This is a genomic window from Ensifer sp. (assembly GCF_031989085.1).
Classification (GTDB): Bacteria; Pseudomonadota; Alphaproteobacteria; order Rhizobiales; family Rhizobiaceae; genus Ensifer.
Genome location: NZ_DALZXU010000001.1, coordinates 1,620,222 through 1,639,875 on the forward strand (window position 1 = coordinate 1,620,222; position 19,654 = coordinate 1,639,875).

A 19,654-nucleotide genomic window follows, 5' to 3' on the forward strand; every position below is an offset into this window, starting at 1 on the left:
CCCGTTTCGGCGCCAGTCGTCTGTGCATGAAGCACACCGGGAATTTTTCTCGCTTCGCTGTCGGCAGACGGCGCACTATGCTTTTGGGATGAGCGAATCAAAAGCATTTATCTCCGGCTGCAAGGGTCTTTCTCTTTCGAGCGAAGAGCGCAGCTTCTTTGGTGACGAGCGTCCCTGGGGTTTCATCCTTTTCGGCCGCAACATTGGCGAGGAACAGCAGATTTCCGATCTGGTCGCGGCCCTGCGCGACAGTATCGGCAATCCAGCCGCACCCGTGCTGATCGACCAGGAGGGCGGGCGCGTCCAGCGTATCCGGCCCCCGCTCGTTCAGCAGTATCCGAATGGCGCCGCCATCGGCGAAATCTACCGCCGGGACGCCGAGGGCGGCCTGCGGGCGGCCTGGCTGATGGGACGGTTGCATGCGTTCGACCTGATGCGCTTCGGCATCACGGTCGATTGCCTGCCGGTGCTGGACGTTCCGGTTCCCGGCAGTCACGATGTCATCGGCAATCGCGCCTATGGGCACGATCCGCAGAGTGTGACGGCGATCGGCCGCGCCATGGCGGAAGGCTTGAAGAGCGGCGGCATGCTGCCGGTGATGAAGCATATGCCCGGCCATGGCCGCACCTTCGTTGATTCGCACCACAATCTGCCCGTGGTCAGCGACACGTTCGACGTGCTTGCCCAGAGCGACTTCCTTCCCTTCATCGCGATGAAGGATGAAGTCATGGCGATGTCGGCACACATGGTTTTCACCGCGATCGATCCGGAAAATCCGGCAACGACGTCCGCCAAGGTGGTCCGTGAGATCATCCGCGGTCATATCGGCTTCGATGGATTGCTGATGTCGGACGATGTGTCGATGAATGCGCTGGCCGGTGACATGACCACGCGCGCGCGCAACATCATCGATGCCGGGCTTGATCTCGTCTTGCATTGTCATGGCATAATGGACGAGATGAAAGCTGTCGCGGATGTGGTGCCGGTTCTGGCCGGCGAGGCACTGCGCAGGGCAAGGGCGGCCGAGGCGGCGTTCCGCGCGCCCGACGACGGGAATGAGCAGGAACTGCGGGCAGAATTCAACGGGCTGTTCGCGACGGCTTGAAGACGGGTACCGACGGCGGCAAGGGAATTGAGCGTTCGTGAGCAACGGCAGCGACAAACAGGGTAGGTCCGGGGCGAAAGCGCCGATGGATCCCCTGTGGCAGGACGAGACCGCGGAGCGCGGCCTGCACGAGGAAGCGCTCGTCATCGACATCGCCGGCTTTGAGGGGCCGCTCGATCTGCTTTTGCATCTTGCCCGTAGCCAGCGTGTCGACCTTGCCCGCATTTCGGTATTGGCCCTGGCCGAGCAATACATCGCTTTCGTTGAGCGTGCGCGCAGCATCCGCATCGAACTGGCGGCCGACTATCTGGTGATGGCGGCCTGGCTTGCCTATCTGAAATCGCGCCTGCTCATTCCGCAGCAGGCAAAGGATGACGGCCCTTCGGGTGAGGAAATGGCTTCGGCGCTGGCATTCCGGCTGAAGCGGCTCGAGGCCATGCGCGAGGCGGCGACCCGGTTGATCAACCGGAACCGTCTCGGGCGCGATGTCTTCGTGCGCGGCGCGCCGGAGCACATCGTCACTGAGCGCAAGTCGGACTACGACGCTTCGCTGTACGATCTCCTGACCGCCTATGCGAGCCTGCGCCAGCGGAAGGCGATCACCCAGGTGACGATCGAGAAGCGCCATGTCTGGTCGCTGTCCGATGCGCGCCTGATCCTGGCGCGCATCGTCGGCCAGCTCGATGACTGGACAGCGCTTGATCATTTCCTTCTGCGCTACATGACGAGCCCGAAGGAGCGGGCGACGGCCATCGCCAGTTCCTTTGCCGCTTCGCTGGAAATGGTGCGCGAGGGACGGCTGGAGATTCGCCAGGAGGAAGCATTCGCGCCGATTTACCTGAGACGAGGCCCAAACCCGATCGATGCGGCGACACTCGCCGATATGGAGGCCTCCCGTGGCTGAGCCGCAAAAATATCTGCCGGGCGTCGAAGACGAGGCAGGCGACAACGACGGCCCACGGCACGATCCGCGCATGGAGCAGGAAGCCGAGCGGATTGCCGAAGCGCTGGTCTTCGCCTCCGCCCAGCCAGTCTCGGAGACCTACATTGCTAGCCGCCTGCCGGGCAACGCCGACGTGCCGCGCATCATGGCGAGATTGAAGGCACTTTATGCCAGCCGCGGCGTCAATCTGGTACAGGTGGCCGATCACTGGGCCTTCCGCACTGCTGCTGACCTGTCCTTCGTCGTGCAAACGGACGAACAGGAGGTTCGCAAGCTCTCGCGTGCCGCACTCGAGGTCCTGGCGATCATCGCCTACCACCAGCCGGTCACGCGTGCCGAGATCGAGGACATACGTGGCGTTCAGACATCGAAAGGCACGCTTGACGTGCTGATGGAAGCGGGCTGGGTTCGGTTCCGTGGTCGCCGGCGCACGCCGGGACGCCCCGTCACGTTCGGAACGACGCGCGATTTCCTCGACCACTTCGGCCTGGAGGAGTTGCGCGATCTGCCCGGTATCGAAGAGTTGAAGGGGGCAGGGCTTCTCTCGGGTCGCGTTCCGTCCAACCTGCATATTCCGGTTCCCGTCGGCGAGGACGATCTGGCGGAAAACGAGGATCCGATCACCCAACTCGATCTGGAAGAGCTGGGGCTCTTGACTCCGAAGGGCGAAGAGGCCGATTAAAAAACCTGATTGGGGATCTCGGCTTTCTCCGTCGAGCCTGCACCCGGCTTGGTCGCCGCGGTGCCACCGGTGTCAAGGAATACGCAGCATGGTTTCAGATCCGCAGGACGGGCCCGTCATGGCAACGCGACGGACGGCGGGTGTATCGTTCGCTGCGAGCCTGACTTTCGAGGATATTCACCACAGCTACCATTCCAAGGAAACGATCAAGGGCGTCAGTCTGGCGGCGAAGGCCGGCGAAGTCCTCTGCCTGCTTGGCCCTTCCGGTTCCGGCAAGACGACGCTCCTGCGCATCGCCGCCGGCATCGAGATGCAGAGCGCCGGTCGCCTCCTGCTCAACGGCCAGGAGATTTCCGGACCGTCCGTCTTCCTTCCGCCGGAAAAACGCGGCGTCGGACTGATGTTTCAGGACTTTGCCCTGTTTCCACACATGACCATTCGCGACAATGTTCGCTTCGGTCTGACAGCTCTTCCCAAGAAGGAAGCGTTGATCCAGGCCGATACGGCGTTGGAACGGGTCGGCCTGTCGCACTACGCCGATCGTTATCCCCATGTCCTTTCGGGCGGCGAGCAGCAGCGCGTGGCTCTCGCCCGCGCGCTTGCCCCGCGGCCTGCGGTTCTGTTGATGGACGAACCCTTCTCCGGCCTCGACTCGAGGCTAAAGGATTCGATACGGGCCGATACGCTGGCGATCCTGCGCGAGACGCGGGCGACTGCGATCGTCGTCACGCATGATGCCGAGGAGGCGATGCGCATGGCTGACCGTATCGCCCTTCTCAAGGATGGGCGCCTGGTTCAGGTGGGCACCGCCGACGAGCTCTATCGCCGGCCCCGGGACCTTTTTGCAGCGGGTTTCTTCTCGGAAATCAACGTGTTCGACGCAAGAGTTAGCAATGGCCGAGTAGATACGCCGCTGGGCGGGGTGGATGCCGGCGCGTATCGCGACGGGCAGCGTCTTTCGGTGGCGGTCAGGCTTTCTGGCCTCCATGTCGGCGAGGACGAGGGCGACATACAGGCGCGAATCGTCTCGCGCCGCTTCATCGGCGTCGTCGAACTGCTGGAGCTTGCCGTGCCGGGCTGTGACGCAACCGTGCGCGCGCGCATCCGGGCGGACCAATTGCCGCAAGGATTGCGTGATGTCATGCTTTCCGTTAACGAGCGAGATATATTGCTGTTTGAAAAAGACGTTCCAACACCTTAGGGTCTGGGGCGAAAACAGGTGCTGCTGGTGGAGCGCCTGAAAATTGACACGCGAATAGAGCCTAAATCGGGGAAGGCTCAGAGGGAGAATACGCATGGGTTCCTTTAGTATCTGGCACTGGCTGATCGTTCTGGTCGTAGTGCTGCTGTTGTTCGGTCGCGGCAAGATTCCGGAATTGATGGGCGACGTTGCCAAGGGCATCAAGAGCTTCAAGAAGGGCATGAACGACGACGACGTCGCTTCGGCCGACAAGCCGCTGGACGGCAAGACTGTCGATCACAAGTCTGACGAAGTTCGCTAGAGATCGAGCACCGATAGGGCCAGGCTGGGATTTCGTCCCGGCTGGCCGCATCACGGGTTTGCAGGACATATCGCATGCTTGATATCGGCTGGACCGAGCTAGTCGTCATTGCCATCGTACTCATCATCGTCGTCGGACCGAAGGACTTGCCGCCGATGTTGCGGGCCTTTGGCCGCATGACGTCGAAGCTGCGTGGCATGGCGTCGGACTTCCGTCAGCAATTCGACGAGGCGTTGCGTGAGGCAGACCTCGAGGATGTTCGCAAGACCATCAGCGATGCGCAGAGCCTCAACCCGGCAAATGCGCTCCGCGAGGCGATGAACCCGCTGCGCCAGATCGGCGATGAAATCAAATCCGACCTTCAGAAGGCCGCATCGCCGGATAAGCCCGCCGTTGCGGCTTCGCCAGAGCCGAGTGCTGTGGCGGCGGTCCCTGCGAGTGCTCCTGTGGCCGCCGCGACGGAGGCAAAGCCGGCAGACACTGTCGCTGCGGCCGCGATCGGTTCGGCCGGCCGGCAGATGCAGCGTGCCGGGACGCCCGAGCCTGTAGCAAAGCTGAAGCGCACAGTGAAGGCGAAGGCAGACGCAGCACCTGCACCGAAGAAGGCATCGGCCTCGAAGGTGGCGCCAGTGGAAACAGTGCCCGCGAAGGCCGCGAAAAAGCCCGCCGTCAAGAAGCCCGCCAAGGCCGCGGTCGAAGCACCGAACGAAAAGCCCCAAAAGACACGCGCGACAACGCGCAAGAAAGGTGACGCATGAGCGGCGATATCGAGGACCGGCCGCAGCCGCTGATCGAGCATCTGATCGAGCTCAGGAAGCGGCTGATGTGGGCCGTCGGCGCGTTCTTCATCGCCTTTCTCGTCTGCTTCTATTTTGCCAAGGGTCTGTTCAACCTGTTGGTCCTGCCGTTCAAATGGGCCGTTGCCTGGGCGGGCATGGACCAACGCAGTGTCGAGCTGATCTATACGGCGCCACAGGAATTCTTCTTCACCCAGATCAAGGTGGCGATGTTCGGCGCCCTGGTGATCGCCTTTCCTGTCATCGCGTCGCAGATCTACAAGTTCGTTGCTCCCGGCCTCTACAAGAACGAGCGCGCGGCCTTCCTGCCGTTCCTGATCGCTTCGCCGCTTCTGTTCCTGCTTGGCGGCGCGCTGGTCTATTTCTTCTTCACGCCGATGGTCATGTGGTTCTTCCTGGCGATGGAGCAGGGCGCTGACGAGGGCCACGTGGCGATCCAGCTTCTGCCGAAGGTTTCTGAATATCTCAGCCTGATCATGTCGTTGGTCTTTGCGTTCGGCCTCGTGTTCCAGCTGCCGGTGATCACAACGCTTCTGGCGCGTGTGGGCTTCGTGACCGCCCAGGGCCTTGCCGAAAAGCGCAAATATGCGATCGTGATCGCCTTCGTCGTCGCCGCCGTACTGACGCCGCCGGACCCGGTATCCCAGATCGGCCTTGCACTGCCGGCCATCCTTCTCTACGAAATTTCGATCCATATGGCGCGACTCGTCGAAAGACGACGGGCAGCGGATGCGCAACAGCGCGAAGCCGCCCAGTCGCACGAAGAAACTTCCGAAGAGGTTGGCCCCGCACAGGGCTGAGCATTCGACGGTTCCGCGCCGTGACCTGACAAACGCGTGGAACGACAATGCTTGATATCAAATGGATCCGTGAGAATGCCGATGTGCTGGACGCCGCCCTGGCCAAGCGGGGCGCGGAACCATCGTCCGCGTCGCTGATCGCCATCGACGAACGTCGCCGAACGATCCTTCAGTCGCTGCAGGACATGCAGTCGCGACGCAATGCCGCCTCGAAGGATATCGGCGCCGCGATGGCGCAGAAGAACACCGAGCTTGCGGAAAAGCTGAAGGCCGAAGTGGCCGAGCTTAAGAACTCGATGCCGGCGCTTGAGGACGAGAGCCGGCAGGTCGAGGCACAGATGAACGACGCCCTGTCGCGCCTGCCGAACGTACCGCTCGACGACGTCCCCGTCGGTTCGGACGAATCCGGCAACGTCGTGACACGCATCATCGGCGCCAAGCCCACCTGGAACCATCAGCCGCGCGAGCATTTCGAAGTCGGCGAGGCGCTGGGCCTGATGGATTTTGAAGGCGCTGCTCGCATCGCCGGATCGCGCTTTACCATCCTGAAGGGGCAGCTCGCCCGGCTCGAGCGCGCGCTTGGCCAGTTCATGCTCGACCTGCACACGCAGGAGCACGGCTACATCGAAGTCCAGCCACCGCTCCTGGTGCGCGACGACGCGATGTACGGCACAGGACAGCTTCCGAAATTTGCCGAAGACCTGTTCCGCACCACCGATGATCGCTGGCTGATCCCGACGGCCGAAGTGCCGCTGACCAACATCGTGCGCGAGCAGATTCTCGAAGGAGAGAAACTGCCGCTTCGCTTTACCGCCCTTACGCCGTCCTTCCGTTCGGAAGCCGGATCCTCGGGGCGCGACACGCGCGGCATGCTGCGCCAGCACCAGTTCAACAAGGTCGAACTGGTTTCGATCACCGATGCGGAGACATCCGTCGCCGAGCACGAGCGCATGACGGCCTGTGCCGAAGAAGTGCTGAAGCGTCTGGGGCTGCACTACCGCGTGATGACACTGTGCACCGGCGATATGGGCTTCGGCGCCCGCAAGACCTACGACCTCGAGGTCTGGCTGCCGGGGCAGGATACCTATCGCGAAATCTCGTCCTGCTCGGTCTGCGGCGATTTCCAGGCGCGACGCATGAATGCGCGTTACCGCAACAAGGACGACAAGGGTACCAAGTTCGTGCATTCGCTGAACGGTTCCGGCGTCGCCGTCGGTCGGGCGCTGATTGCCGTCATCGAGAACTACCTCAACGCCGACGGTTCAATCTCGGTGCCGGATGCCTTGCTGCCCTATATGGGCGGCCAGACGCGTATCGAAAAAGCAGCCTGACGGGGAAGAAGTCGCAATGCGGATCCTGCTGACAAACGACGATGGCATCCATGCCGAAGGCCTCGCGGTCCTCGAGCGGATTGCAAGAACGATTTCCGATGACGTCTGGGTGGTGGCACCAGAGGCTGATCAGAGCGGGCTTGCCCATTCGCTGACGCTGTCGGAACCGTTGCGTCTGCGCCAGATTTCCGAAAAGCGCTTTGCGCTCCGCGGCACGCCGACCGATTGCGTTATCATGGGGGTGCGAAAGGTCCTGGACCGCAAGCCGGACCTGGTGCTCTCCGGCGTCAACATCGGCGCGAACATGGCCGACGACGTCACCTATTCCGGCACCGTCGCCGGCGCAATGGAAGGAACGCTGCAAGGCATCCGTTCGATGGCGTTGAGCCAGGCCTACAGCCATGTCGTCGGCGAGGCGGTTGCCTGGGACGTCGTCGAACGGCATGCTCCGGCTTTGATCCGAAATCTTCTGACAGTCGATCTGCCGGATGGGACGCTGCTCAATCTCAATTTCCCGAAGTGCTCGGCAGACGCCGTCGCCGGCACCGAAGTGACTTCGCAAGGCAAGCTCGATTTCGGACTGACGATCGATGAACGCTCCGATGGTCGCGGGTTTCCCTATTTCTGGCTGCGGTTCGGTGAACGCTTCGGCGATTTCCGCGCCGGGACCGATATCCACGCGCTGCGCGAAAACCGCATCTCGGTGACGCCGCTCAAGCTCGACCTGACCGATTACGCCGTACAGGGCCGCCTCGTGCGGGCCTTGAACGAAGGGGCCGTCGATTGAGCGGACGTGTTTCGGAACAGGAAGGCTTTGCGGCAATGGTGCTTAGGCTTCGTGCCGAAGGCATCAACAACCAGAGCCTTCTGAACGCTGTCGAGCAGACGCAACGCGGCCATTTCGCGCCGCCGCAATTCCAGGCAGAGGCCTATTCCCAGCGAACGATCCCGCTCGATTGCGGCTCGTTCATGGAGGGCTATGATTTTGTCGTGCGGTTGCTGCATTGCCTCAATCTAAAGTCCGGTCAGCGTATTCTGGAGGTCGGCACGGGCAGCGGCTTTACCGCCGCGGTGATGGGGCGCATCGCCGAACGCGTCCTGACGATCGATCGCTATCAGACGCTCGTTTCGACGGCGCAGAAGAACCTGGAGAAATCCGGCGTGCGCAACGTCATCGTCCGCCATGCCGACGGCAGTGCCGGTGTGCCAGGCGAGGGTACCTTCGACCGCATCCTGATAACGGCCGCCTTCAACAGCTTGCCGCGCATGTTCTCAGATCATCTGGTTTCAGGCGGCACGCTGGTCGTTCCGATCATGATGAGCGAAACCCATTGTCGCGTCGTGCGTGTCAGCCGCACGGGCAGCCGCTTCGACCGTGAAGATCTGTTCGACGCGCCTTACCTTCCGATCGTTCCGCAACTGGCGTCTTACCTTTAGGCCGAGTTTTCTCGGACGGGGCCACTCGCAAGGGCTTTGCCCTCAAGAGGGCGTCGTCCCGTTGCACCCGTGCGACAGCGTTCCGCGGAATGCCTCCGCGAGTTGCCAATGGTTAACGGGTTCCTAATTTCTCCAGTTTCGCGCAAGCTTCACGCCATAGGCCTGTGGCTGCACGAAAGGCTTGGCCTTGCGAGTCGCTGAATATCCACGCGGTTCGGAAAGGTTGTCTGTTCGTGTTGTTGACGGAGACGGCATATGCAGATCGCAAACAGGGTAGTGACCGCGACATCGGGCGATGGGCTGGGCAACCTTGCCGGTCGTGCGGCGGGACAATCCGGCGCAGGCGGCAAGGACGAAAGTGCTGCCCAGGCGATGCAGGCGACCTTTTTCGATCCGACGCCGCGCATCTCGCTTTCCGCCGATGCGCTGCTCTATCTCGGCCAAAACAGAAAATCCTCCGATGGGCAGCCTGCTTTGACGCGGGACGAGTGGAACAATCGCTTGTCGCCTCAGTTGGCGCTCAGGGAGTACCAGGCCTTCGGCAAGTTCCTCGAGACCGGCGACCACCGCGGATACTATAAGGGCTTCATCGACTATTATGACGGCCTTCGGTCGGAGGACCAGAACAGCCTGCGCTATTTCGGGACAAGAGAGGCTGCCGTCGCCGGGCTGCGCTCCCTCGAATACGATCACGCAAGCGGTCTCGACAGCGAGGCGACCTTCCAGACGCTGGTCAGCGTGTTGCTTGAAGAGGACAAGACCGCACAGTCCGAAGCACCTGTCTCGCCGCTGGGACGTCAGATATTTGCCTGGGACGTGACGAGCATCAGCTATGAGGAAGAGCCGACCGAGCGGCGCGGCGTCTCGGAAATTGAACGCCTTTATTCCGAACTGTTTTAGGAGCCAGATGCGCCGGTTGGCGCGCTTTCGCGCCGCCCTATGGTTAGCATTCTGTCAAACTAACCCTTTGATGGTGCCGACCTTAACCGTGCGGTAACTCTAATACGCTTTAATCATCCCACATCGAGTAGCGTTCGGAGTGGGTAAGCGTCATGCGTCAGTTTGTATCTCCCAAGGTTGGAAAGTCCACGATCCGCCTATGTGCAGCAGTCCTTTTGGCAGGTGTTGCCACAGGCTGCAGCTCCGACGCCAGCCGTTTCGACGGCTTGTTCTCAAGGTCGGACACGCTGACCACCAACTCCATCCAGCGAAACACGACCCCGGTGCCGCGCGGCGATGTCGACAACGGCCAGATGGCTGTCGTCGCGCCAGCCGACGCGCGCAACTCGGCGCTCGGTCAGCCCTATCCTTCGGCAAACGGCGCCTATGATCCGGTCAATACGGCATCGACGCCGATGTCGAGTGCACGTGCCGCCTCGACGCCGATGAACGTTCAGCGCTCGACGCTCGCCGATCCGACGACGGCCGCTGCCCGCCGGACCGACCCGCAACCGTTCCCGGCCGCGCGCCAGGTCGAGCAGGCATCGGCCGCAAGCCGGCAGGCCTTGCCTGCTGCTGCAGCCAGCGGCGAAGTCGCGAGCAAGAGCGGCTGGACGACCCAGAACGCGCCGTCGATCATGGTTCGCCAGGGTGACAGCGTTTCCGTCCTGTCGAAGCGTTTCGGGGTGCCTGAGAAGGAGATCCTGAAGGCCAATGGGTTGAAGACCGCAGGACAGGTGGAGCCGGGCCAGCGTCTCGTCATTCCGACCTTCGGCGTTGCAAGCAGCGCGGCAAGGGCCGCGGCGACCAACACGATTACCGACCTTGATGGCGGCAAGCGCCAGCCTTCGCCGCTGCCTGCCGATCAGCGCGATGTCGCGATCCTGCCTGGACAGGCTCAGTCGCGCGACAAGAGCGAAAACAAGTCCGATGTGGCTGCCGGCAAGACTGCCGCGACGGGTGAGGGCGGCTCTGCCGGCTCCTATACCGTCAAGCCGGGCGATAGCCTTAACCGCATTGCCAAGGCGACCGGCGTTTCGGTCGATGCGCTCAAGCAGGCCAATGGCCTGACGGCTGAATCGATCCGCGTTGGACAGACTTTGAAGCTGCCGGGTGCCGGTGCTGGTGCGACCGACCAGGTCAAGACCGCGTCAGTTCCGAGCAAGAAGGCCGAAGGTCAGGTCGCCTCGCTCGACAAGAGCAAGCCTGCCGAATACCAGCCCCCCGTGGCCAAGCAGAGTGTGTCGGAAGTCGCCAGCAAGACGGCGGATGTCGACGAGGAATCGCCGAAGTCCACGGGCATCAGCAAGTATCGCTGGCCGGTGCGCGGTGCGGTTGTTGCCGGCTACGGCGCCAACGTCGATGGCAATCGCAACGACGGCATCAACATCTCCGTTCCCGAGGGTACGCCGATCAAGGCAGCCGAAAACGGTGTGGTCATCTATTCCGGTAGCAGCCTGAAGGAACTTGGCAACGCCGTCCTCATCCGCCACGACGACGGCACGGTGACCGTCTACGGCAATGCTTCCGAGCTGAAGGTGCAACGCGGCCAGAAGGTGCAGCGCGGCCAGACGCTCGCAGCATCAGGCATGACCGGTCGTGCCAGCCAGCCTCAGGTTCACTTCGAAGTGCGCAAGAACGCAAGCGCCGTGAACCCGGCAACCTTCCTCGAATAGGCCGATATCACCGCTGGTCGATATCAGCCTTCCAGCCGGTGGCGCAGGCGACCGGCCAGATCCTGAATGAATTGCCAGGCGACGCGGCCGGACCTTGCGCCCCGCGTCGTCGACCATTCCAGCGCATCGGCGTGCAGCGTCTCCTTGTCGACTTTCAGCCCATAGTGACCGGCATAACCGTCGATCATCGCCAGATAATCGTCCTGGCTGCACTTGTGGAATCCGAGCCACAGGCCGAAGCGATCCGACAGCGACACCTTCTCTTCCACCGCTTCCGACGGGTTGATGGCGGTCGACTGTTCGTTTTCCATCATATGGCGCGGCAGAAGGTGGCGCCGGTTCGATGTTGCATAGAGCAGGACATTGCTCGGCCGTCCCTCGACGCCGCCATCGAGCACAGCCTTCAATGACTTGTACGACGTATCGTCATGGTCAAAGGAAAGATCGTCGCAGAAGACGATCACCGGCGTTGGCGCCGATTTCAGGATCTCCATCAAGGCCGGCAGGGTGGCAATATCCTCGCGGTGAACTTCCACGAGCTTGATTGCTACGCCCGTATCGCGGGCGACCTGGGCATGGACGGACTTCACCAGCGAGGATTTTCCCATGCCGCGCGCGCCCCACAGCAGCACATTGTTTGCCGGGTAACCTTCCGCGAAACGCAGCGTGTTGTCGACAAGGATGTCGCGCACGTGATCGACGCCGGTGATGAGGGACAATTCGATGCGGTTCGGTCGCTTGACCGGTTGCAGATGATGGCTGGCCGGCGCCCAGACAAAACACTCGGCGGCATCCCAGTCGTTGGCAGCGGCAGCAGGGCCGGCGATGCGCTCGAGCGCTGCGGAAAGCTTCTGCATTTCCTTGATGAGAACGTCGATCCTGGTTTCACTCATCGGTCCATCTCCGCTTGCTGAATCAGTCACTTGGCTTTGCTTAAACCGGGTAGCACGCAGGTTTGCGCTGGAAAAGGCCGCAGCGGGCGGGAGAGGGGGTTCTCCTCTTGCGGAAATTGTGTCAGAGGCACTGCATCGGATACGGGTGCCATCGCTTTGCAATGCGGCTGCGCGCCCTTATATTCCGGCCGATTTGGCGCGGAGAAACCGTCGCATATTTTGAACTCAAGGAGTGATCGATGTTCATTACCGAAGCTTTTGCGCAGACAGCTGGCGCGCCGTCGACCGGCGGCGCCGACATCCTGATGTCCATTCTGCCTTTCCTGCTGATCTTTGTAGTCATGTATTTCCTGATCATTCGCCCGCAGCGCGCGCAGATGAAGCGCCGCGAAGAGCTGCTGAAGAACATCCGTCGCAGCGACCAGGTCGTGATCGGTGGCGGCATCCTCGGCAAGGTGACGAAGGTCATCGACGACAGCGAGCTGGAAGTGGAAATTGCTGAAGGCGTCAAGATCCGCGTCGCGCGCGCCGGCGTTTCGGAAGTTCGCGTCAAGGGCGAACCCGTAAAGGAATAACCGAAGTCCAGCCACAACCGGAAGCGTCCGGGAAACGGAGCGTTTGAGGCATGTCCAATCTGAAGCCGTTGAAGAGCGCTCTTGTTTGGCTGGCAGTCCTTTTGGGTGTCGCGTTTGCGATGCCGAATTTCCTGACGAAGGAACAGGCCGGCGCGATGCCGTCCTGGCTTCCGCACCGTCAGGTCACTCTGGGTCTCGACCTGCAGGGTGGTTCGCACTTCATGTTGCAGGCTGCGCGCGACGATATCGTCGCCGAACGGCTTGAAACCGTGACAAACGATGTCGGCAAAGCCCTGCGCGATGCCGACATCGCTTATATCGGCCTGTCGGGCGAAGGCCAGCGGATTTCGCTCAGGGTTCGCGACCGTGCGAAATTGCCCGCCGCGCGCGCAGCACTCGCGCCCTTGCTGGTGCCGGTCGAAACCGGTGGACTGGTCAACGACGAAGTTTCGGAACTGGCCTTCGACAGTGCTGAAGAGGATGATCTGATCCGGCTTCGCCTGAGCGATGAAGGCATCGACTACCGCCTGTCTCAGGCTTTGGGCCAGGCGGCCGGTGTCGTTCAGCGCAGGATCGCGGAAGTCGGAGTGGCGGATCCGTTGATCCAGCGTCGTGGCGACGATCGGTTGATCGTTCAAGTGCCCGGTCTCGCTGATCCGCAGCGGCTGAAGGATCTGCTCAGCCAGCGCGCCCGTGTTTCATTCCATTTGCAGAACGATGCCGTACCCGTGCAGCAGGCCATCGATGCGCAGCCCCCGGCCGGCAACGAAGTGCTCTACTCCTTCGACGATCCGCCGATCCCCTATCTGGTCGAAAAGACGCCGCTCCTGTCGGGCGAAGATTTCATCGGGGCTCAGCCGCAGATGGACGCAGAAGGCGGCGCGGCCTCGGTTGCCATCAAACTGTCTCCGGCGGCGACCGGGCGTATGGCTGCACTGCAGGCGAAAGGTGCTGGCCAGAAGGTGGCGATCGTTCTGGACGATCAGGTCGTTGCAACGGCGGCGCTGAGCGACACCATCAAGGGTGATACCGCGATCATTGCCGCCGATCTGCCGGAGGAAGGAGCTGGCGATCTTGCCGCTCTCGTCAGAACCGGACCTTTGCCGGCGACTTTGACCGTGGTCGAGGAGCGGACCGTCGGGCCTGGCGTCGGCGACGATGCGATCGGTGATGGCCTGAAGGCCGGCTTCATTGCCGCCGTCGCCGTCGCTGCATCCATGATCTTCTTCTACGGCGTCTTCGGCATCTTCGCCGTTGCGGCGCTCGCCGTGAACCTCATTCTGATCATCGCCGCGCTGTCGCTCACCGGTGCCACGCTGACACTGCCGGGCATTGCCGCGATCATCCTGACGATCGGCGTTGCTGTCGATTCCAACGTGTTGATCTACGAGCGCATCCGCGAGGAAGCGCGCACGGGGCAACCGCTGGTCCAGTCGGTCAACAAGGGGTTTGCGCGTGCCTTCACCAGCCTCTTCGATGCCAATCTGACGATGCTGATTGCAGGTGCGATTCTCTTTTATCTCGGCTCCGGCTCCGTGCGCGGCTTTGCCGTCACGCTCGCGATCGGCAGCGTCACGACGCTGTTTACCGCCTATACGGTGACGCGGAGGATCGCCAAGGCCTGGCTTCGCGGCTGGAAGGCGCAGCATCTGCCGAAGGGCATTCGAACCGGTCGCTTCAGCGATCTCGACATCCGCTTCATGGCGATCCGCAACCCGATCTTCATCGTGATGGCGGCGCTATCGATCGCCTCCGTCGTCCTGCTCTCCAGCCTCGGCCTCAATCTCGGGGTCGATTTCAAGGGCGGGTCGATCATCGAGCTCGAGAGCAGGGCAGGCAACGTCGATATCGCCGATCTGCGCGTGCGCCTCGACGAGCTGAACCTTGGCGAGGTGCAGGTGCAGCATCTGGGGTCCGGCAGAGGCGTTCTGGTGCGCGTCCCCTCGCAGGAGGCCGGCGACAACGCCGAGCAAACTGCGGTCGGTGTCATCAGGGCCGAACTGAGCGATGAATATGATTTCAAGCGCGTCGAGGTCGTCGGCCCGGTTGTCTCGGGCGAACTGACGCGCGCGGGCACCATCGGCCTTGCCGTCTCCTTTGCCGCGATCCTGCTCTACGTCTGGCTTCGCTTCGAGTGGCGCTTTGCCGTTGGGGCCATCATCGCGACCCTGCATGACGTGCTGCTGACGATCGGCTTCCTCGTCATCACCGGCATAGAGTTCAACCTCGGCAGCATCGCCGCCTTCCTGACCATCATCGGTTACTCCCTCAACGACACTGTCGTCATCTATGATCGCATCCGCGAGAACCTCAGCCGTTACAAGAAGATGCCGCTTTCGGTTCTGATCGACGCTTCGATCAATCAGACGCTGTCACGCACCATCCTGACGGCGCTGACGACGGTGCTGGCGCTTTCGGCGCTCTACTTCTTCGGTAGTGGTCTTATTCGCTCTTTCAGCGTGACGCTCTTGTTTGGCGTCGTCGTCGGCACGATCTCTTCCATCTACATCGCAGGTCCGATCCTCATCCTCTTCCGCAAGCGGACGGACCATTTCCAGGGCGGCGAGCACATCTCCGGCCCGGGCGCCGGGACGGCGCAAACGGCAAAGGGTTCTGTCTGAAATGCCAAGGGGTATCGAAATCCGCGAAGCGCACTTTCCGGGACGCGCCCCGATTGATGCCTATGGCAATGGCGGCTTCCGTTTTGCCGACATGTCGCACCGCGGTTCCGTCCTGATGCTGCCTTCGGGCGTCTATGCATGGGACGTGGCGGAAGGGGATCCGCTGTTGCCGGAAAAATTCCAGCGTGTTCTGGATGAGGCGCGGGATATCGAAGTGCTGCTGGTCGGCACCGGCCGCGACATTCGCCCGCTGCCGGCAGATCTGAAGACCGCTTTGCGGGCCGTCAACATCTCGTCCGACCCGATGAGCACCGGCGCTGCCGTCAGAACCTACAACGTGATGCTGGCCGAAGCGCGCGCGGTTGCCGTCGCGCTGATTGCCGTCTGATCGCGGCCAGGGAAAACGTCCGTGCAAGACACCGATAGCCAGATCCTGACCGACCTCAGGGATACGGATCGTGACCGTTACCTCGCCTGCCTGCTCGCGCCGGTCGAAAGCCAGCCGTCGCTCGCAGCGCTCTATGCCTTCAACGCCGAACTCGCCCGCATTCGCGAACTGGTGCATGAGCCGATTCCCGGCGAGATCCGCATGCAGTGGTGGCGGGAACTGTTGGAGAACGAGGAGGCGACCGGCGAGGGACACCCGCTCGCACGCGCTTTGCTCGAGTGCATTCGCAAGCACCGCCTGCCGGTCTCCGTGTTCCAGAACATGATCGACGCCAGAATCTTCGATCTCTACGATGACCCGATGGAAGACAGGGCGGCGTTCGAAGGTTACGCCGGGGAAACGGCATCGGCGCTCATTCAGCTTTCCTCGCTCGTGCTCGATCCGAAAAACGCGGCAACGTCCGCGGAAGCCGCCGGTCACGCTGGCGTCGCCCAGACGGTCGCCGGCCTGTTGTTGCTGTTGCCGCAACACTGCCGACGCGGGCAGGTGTATCTACCGGCCGAGCTGCTCAGGGCAACCGGGCTTGACCGCGAGACGCTTCTCGCCGGACAGGATCTGGAAGCGATCGGGCGGGCGATACGGGCCTTCACCGGCTACGGCCGCGACCACCTGGCAAAGGCGCGCGCCCGAATCTCGACGATTTCGGCCGATAACTTTGCGGCGTTCATTCCGCTGGCACTGGTCGAGCCCGTCTTCGATCGCGCTGACGCCGTCGGTGCAGACCTGTTGCGCAAGCCGATAAGGCCAGCGCAATGGCGGCGGCAATGGTGGATGTGGCGGGCGAACAGGCGCAAGCGGTTCTAGACAGGGCGCACATTCCGTCGAGGCGGTGTCGCGCGTTTGGTCAAATTGGCGCAAGGCTCGCACCTTATAGACGTGAGCCTATCGCTTCCTGCCCATTGAAGGGGTGCCCGTCCGATGCTCTGGCTGCTTTTCATCATCATCGCCATTCTCGCTGGCGCGTTCTACATGTGGATGAATGCGCGCAACGAGCGCGACTGGGACAATCCCGATGCCGGTTCGGCCATGGTCGACTTCGGGCGCGCCTTTCCCGATGAGGCGATTCGTGCGCTGCATTCGACGGCAGACCGCAAGGCGATTTTCCTGAGGCTGCACGACGGCAAGGCCGGTTTCATTCAGTCACACGGCACACATCATGTTTGCCACGTCATTCAACCTGGCAAGGTGCGCGTCAACAGCTCTGAAAGCGGACGTGGGCTGATCGTGCATTTCCCGGACTTCGCGTATCTCGACAATGCATTCGAGTTTCAGAATGCGGGCGAGGCTGCCGAGGTTTCGCTGTGGCTGCTGGGAAGCTTCAGCCCGAAATCGGAATTCAATACCGATGGGGCCGACCTGCCATCACCGGCACAAGCAAGCGAATAGCGGAGGCTGCCCGGCAGCAAGTGCCGCAGCAATGCCGGCGCTGATGGTGGGCTATCGAAATGAGAGACCTGCAAACCGGAGGTGATCGGTATTGCAGGTCTAAACCTTGGCTCTCCGCCTGGGCGCTTCTGGCTCCGGCGAAGGCGCAGAGATGCGTCATCTCCTTGTCTCCGCGCTGTCCTGACGGAAAGCCGCGTTGCGGCTCTCCTGGGCGAGCGTCAGCCGTTCAGCCAGGCGGCGCAGTCGTTGAGCGCGCGCGCCGCCGTCAACTGCTTCTTTGCCGCTGCCTTTTCCTTGCCTCGGAAACGCTTGACGCCTTCAGGCTTGGTGATGGCGCCCGGATCGAGCGGCGGGAACAGCCCGAAATTGACGTTCATCGGCTGGAATGAGCGCTTGCCCGGCTCGTCGTCGGAAACGATGTGGCCGCCGGTGATATGGTTGAGCAGCGCGCCGAACGCAGTCGTTGCCGGAGGCGCGGTCAAGGCTTGCCCCTTGCGTTCGGCGGCGGCGAAGCGACCGGCCAGCAAGCCGATGCTGGCGCTCTCCACATAGCCCTCGCAGCCGGTAATCTGGCCGGCAAAGCGCAGGCCTGGCCGCGATTTCAACGTCAGCGTTCCATCGAGCAGCGTGGGCGAGTTGATATAGGTGTTGCGGTGTAGGCCGCCGAGACGTGCGAACTCGGCGTTCTCCAGGCCCGGTATCATCCGGAACACTTCCGCCTGCGCGCCATACTTCAGCTTGGTCTGGAATCCGACCATGTTGTAAAGCGTGCCAAGCGCGTTATCCTGGCGCAGCTGGACGACGGCATAGGCCTTGACCGTCGGATTGTGGGCGTTCGTCAGCCCCATGGGCTTCATCGGCCCATAGCGCAGGGTCTCGCGGCCACGCTCCGCCATCACTTCGATCGGCAGGCAGCCATCGAAATAGGGTGTACCTTCCCATTCCTTGAAGCCGGTCTTGTCGCCGGCCACCAGCGCGTCGATGAAAGCGTGGTACTGCTCCTCGTTCATCGGGCAGTTGATATAGTCCTTGCCGGTGCCGCCGGGGCCAACCTTGTCGTAACGCGACTGGTACCAGCAAATGTCCATGTCGATCGTCTCGGTGTAGACGATCGGCGCGATGGCGTCGAAGAAGGCCAATGCATCGGCGCCGGTTTCCGCGCGGATCGATTCGGCAAGGTCAGGGGCGGTCAGCGGGCCGGTGGCAATCACCGCCAGGTCCCACTCCCTGGGCGGCAGGCCTCGAACTTCCTCCCGAACGACCGAAATCAGCGGGTGGGCGGCAATTGCCGCGGTAACGGCGTCGGAGAAACCGTCGCGATCGACGGCAAGCGCGCTGCCGGCCGGAACCTGGTTGGCATCGGCCGCCTTCATGATCAGCGAGCCGGCAAGGCGCATTTCGGCATGGAGCACGCCGACGGCGTTGCTGGTCGCGTCGTCGGAGCGGAACGAGTTGGAACAGACGAGTTCGGCAAGGCCGTCGGTCTTGTGTGCATCGGTGCCGCGGACGCCGCGCATCTCGTGCAGAATGACGGGAACGCCAGCCTCGGCGATCTGCCAGGCAGCTTCGGACCCGGCAAGTCCGCCGCCGATGACATGGATGGGAGAATGGGAAGAGGTGTCTTTGCTCATGGCCGGCTTCCTACCATGCTCGCCCCGTCGTTCCAACTGTCGTTGCTATCGCAGCAAACGAAAACGGCGCCTGAAAGGCGCCGTCTTGGAAGTCTGGTCTCGCGATCCGATTAACGGAAGGAGCGCGATGCAATGTTGCGGATATCGTAGCGGGTGATGCCGATATCGTTGAGAGCGTGGTTCGACAGGTTGCCGAGCTCGCTGACGGTGCGGCGGTAGTTGATCCAGCTTTTTGCGATGCGAATCGGGTTCATGGTCTTTTCCTCAAGATCGGTTTGTCGCGACAGCCATCTGTCTGCGTCGTTGAGGTTCTTATACGCTTGTCTAATTAGAAGGTGGAGTGCAAAGAAAATGCAGCTGCTATGCATTTGTGCAGTGCATCGCTGCATTGCTGGGCAAGATTTGCGTCCGCTCGAAAATGCGCCATCACTTAAAGAATGATTAAAACTCGATCCGGCGCGTTAAGGTGTTGTAATTGTGCCGCTTATTCCGAGAGCCTTGATGCTCGCTCCGCAATGTTCGTGGCGGCATTCATGGCTGCAGCCAGTCAAGCGTGATTGCTGGCGGCTTTCGCAACTGCGAAGAGGTGGCGCTGGGTAAGCGGAAACGAAAAACGCCCCCCGGGCATGACCCGGAGGGCGTCGGTAATGTCCGGCGCGCTGCGCGAAGCAGCGCTCCTGGAATTACTTGATGGCCTGACGTGCAACGTAGGGAATGTCGCCGCGGCCGATGCCGAGGTCGCTCAGTTCCCGGTCGCTCATGCGGCCGAGTTCGTTGCAGGTCTGACGATACTTGCGCCAATTGTTGAAAGAGCGTGCGAGGTTCATGATCCTATCCTTTCTAGGGTCGTGTGCCAGCGCTTATCTCTTGGCTGGCCGTCATCTGATG

Annotated in this window: 21 protein-coding genes; 17 read left to right on the forward strand and 4 right to left on the reverse strand. The window is 62.0% G+C overall.

Annotated elements, in window-relative coordinates; genetic code table 11:
* Positions 1 to 88: 88 nt before the first annotated feature.
* The 12 genes from nagZ to RTP54_RS07945 all read left to right on the forward strand — a co-directional run bounded on the left by nagZ (position 89) and on the right by RTP54_RS07945 (position 11,212).
* Positions 89 to 1,105 carry a beta-N-acetylhexosaminidase gene (nagZ, locus tag RTP54_RS07890; RefSeq protein WP_312361866.1) on the forward strand — a complete coding sequence of 339 codons (1,017 nt, stop codon included), beginning with the start codon at positions 89 to 91 and terminating at the stop codon, positions 1,103 to 1,105.
* An 85-nt stretch (positions 1,106 to 1,190) separates the two neighbouring features.
* Positions 1,191 to 2,009, forward strand: coding sequence for a ScpA family protein (locus RTP54_RS07895; protein ID WP_312361867.1), 819 nt, complete (start codon positions 1,191 to 1,193; stop codon positions 2,007 to 2,009).
* Positions 2,002 to 2,730: an SMC-Scp complex subunit ScpB gene (scpB, locus tag RTP54_RS07900; protein WP_112816674.1), complete on the forward strand. Its 729-nt coding sequence runs from the start codon at positions 2,002 to 2,004 to the stop codon at positions 2,728 to 2,730. Before RTP54_RS07895 ends, scpB begins: the two co-directional genes overlap by 8 nt.
* 88 nt (positions 2,731 to 2,818) lie before the next feature.
* Positions 2,819 to 3,931 carry an ABC transporter ATP-binding protein gene (locus RTP54_RS07905; RefSeq protein WP_312361868.1) on the forward strand — a complete coding sequence of 371 codons (1,113 nt, stop codon included), beginning with the start codon at positions 2,819 to 2,821 and terminating at the stop codon, positions 3,929 to 3,931.
* 94 nt (positions 3,932 to 4,025) lie between these two features.
* The gene (locus RTP54_RS07910) at positions 4,026 to 4,232 is read left to right on the forward strand and encodes a twin-arginine translocase TatA/TatE family subunit (protein ID WP_025426854.1); all 207 of its coding nucleotides are present in this window, start codon (positions 4,026 to 4,028) and stop codon (positions 4,230 to 4,232) included.
* Between the two features lie 74 nt (positions 4,233 to 4,306).
* Positions 4,307 to 4,990, forward strand: coding sequence for a Sec-independent protein translocase protein TatB (gene tatB, locus RTP54_RS07915; protein ID WP_312361871.1), 684 nt, complete (start codon positions 4,307 to 4,309; stop codon positions 4,988 to 4,990).
* Positions 4,987 to 5,829 (forward strand): twin-arginine translocase subunit TatC, encoded by an 843-nt coding sequence (gene tatC, locus RTP54_RS07920; RefSeq protein ID WP_112832663.1) that lies wholly within the window; start codon positions 4,987 to 4,989, stop codon positions 5,827 to 5,829. The genes tatB and tatC overlap by 4 nt, the downstream gene beginning before the upstream one ends.
* Before the next feature lie 47 nt (positions 5,830 to 5,876).
* On the forward strand, positions 5,877 to 7,160 hold the full coding sequence (serS, locus tag RTP54_RS07925) for a serine--tRNA ligase (protein WP_312361873.1): 1,284 nt from the start codon (positions 5,877 to 5,879) through the stop codon (positions 7,158 to 7,160).
* 16 nt (positions 7,161 to 7,176) lie between these two features.
* Positions 7,177 to 7,947, forward strand: coding sequence for a 5'/3'-nucleotidase SurE (gene surE, locus RTP54_RS07930; RefSeq protein ID WP_312361875.1), 771 nt, complete (start codon positions 7,177 to 7,179; stop codon positions 7,945 to 7,947).
* Entirely contained in the window at positions 7,944 to 8,597 is a 654-nt protein-coding gene (locus RTP54_RS07935) for a protein-L-isoaspartate(D-aspartate) O-methyltransferase (protein WP_112809745.1), read from the forward strand. Before surE ends, RTP54_RS07935 begins: the two co-directional genes overlap by 4 nt.
* 255 nt (positions 8,598 to 8,852) lie before the next feature.
* Positions 8,853 to 9,497 (forward strand): biotin biosynthesis protein BioC, encoded by a 645-nt coding sequence (locus RTP54_RS07940; protein WP_312361877.1) that lies wholly within the window; start codon positions 8,853 to 8,855, stop codon positions 9,495 to 9,497.
* 152 nt (positions 9,498 to 9,649) lie between these two features.
* Positions 9,650 to 11,212, forward strand: a complete 1,563-nt coding sequence (locus RTP54_RS07945) for a peptidoglycan DD-metalloendopeptidase family protein (protein WP_312361878.1) — start codon at positions 9,650 to 9,652, stop codon at positions 11,210 to 11,212.
* A 23-nt stretch (positions 11,213 to 11,235) separates the two neighbouring features.
* On the opposite strand, the gene RTP54_RS07950 is transcribed toward RTP54_RS07945, so the two are convergent.
* Positions 11,236 to 12,105, reverse strand: coding sequence for an ATP-binding protein (locus tag RTP54_RS07950; RefSeq protein WP_112809742.1), 870 nt, complete (start codon positions 12,103 to 12,105; stop codon positions 11,236 to 11,238).
* Between the two features lie 239 nt (positions 12,106 to 12,344).
* On the opposite strand from RTP54_RS07950, the gene yajC reads away from it, so the two are divergent.
* The 5 genes from yajC to RTP54_RS07975 all read left to right on the forward strand — a co-directional run bounded on the left by yajC (position 12,345) and on the right by RTP54_RS07975 (position 17,135).
* Positions 12,345 to 12,680, forward strand: a complete 336-nt coding sequence (yajC, locus tag RTP54_RS07955; protein WP_112809741.1) for a preprotein translocase subunit YajC — start codon at positions 12,345 to 12,347, stop codon at positions 12,678 to 12,680.
* Positions 12,681 to 12,730: 50 nt separating this feature from the next.
* A complete protein-coding gene (secDF, locus tag RTP54_RS07960; RefSeq protein ID WP_312361879.1) occupies positions 12,731 to 15,301 on the forward strand; it encodes a protein translocase subunit SecDF in 2,571 nt (856 codons plus the stop codon).
* 1 nt (position 15,302) lies between these two features.
* Positions 15,303 to 15,689 carry an Mth938-like domain-containing protein gene (locus tag RTP54_RS07965; RefSeq protein WP_112809739.1) on the forward strand — a complete coding sequence of 129 codons (387 nt, stop codon included), beginning with the start codon at positions 15,303 to 15,305 and terminating at the stop codon, positions 15,687 to 15,689.
* Positions 15,690 to 15,710: 21 nt separating this feature from the next.
* Positions 15,711 to 16,553, forward strand: a complete 843-nt coding sequence (locus tag RTP54_RS07970) for a phytoene/squalene synthase family protein (RefSeq protein WP_112809738.1) — start codon at positions 15,711 to 15,713, stop codon at positions 16,551 to 16,553.
* A 114-nt stretch (positions 16,554 to 16,667) separates the two neighbouring features.
* Entirely contained in the window at positions 16,668 to 17,135 is a 468-nt protein-coding gene (locus RTP54_RS07975) for a hypothetical protein (RefSeq protein ID WP_112809737.1), read from the forward strand.
* A 218-nt stretch (positions 17,136 to 17,353) separates the two neighbouring features.
* Here the strand turns inward: RTP54_RS07975 and trmFO are convergent, their stop codons facing one another.
* The 3 genes from trmFO to RTP54_RS07990 all read right to left on the reverse strand — a co-directional run bounded on the left by trmFO (position 17,354) and on the right by RTP54_RS07990 (position 19,593).
* Positions 17,354 to 18,766: a methylenetetrahydrofolate--tRNA-(uracil(54)-C(5))-methyltransferase (FADH(2)-oxidizing) TrmFO gene (gene trmFO, locus RTP54_RS07980; protein ID WP_112809736.1), complete on the reverse strand. Its 1,413-nt coding sequence runs from the start codon at positions 18,764 to 18,766 to the stop codon at positions 17,354 to 17,356.
* Positions 18,767 to 18,876: 110 nt separating this feature from the next.
* Positions 18,877 to 19,020 (reverse strand): DUF1127 domain-containing protein, encoded by a 144-nt coding sequence (locus tag RTP54_RS31060; protein ID WP_065781539.1) that lies wholly within the window; start codon positions 19,018 to 19,020, stop codon positions 18,877 to 18,879.
* A gap of 429 nt (positions 19,021 to 19,449) precedes the next feature.
* Positions 19,450 to 19,593 carry a DUF1127 domain-containing protein gene (locus tag RTP54_RS07990; RefSeq protein WP_065376908.1) on the reverse strand — a complete coding sequence of 48 codons (144 nt, stop codon included), beginning with the start codon at positions 19,591 to 19,593 and terminating at the stop codon, positions 19,450 to 19,452.
* Positions 19,594 to 19,654 lie beyond the last annotated feature (61 nt).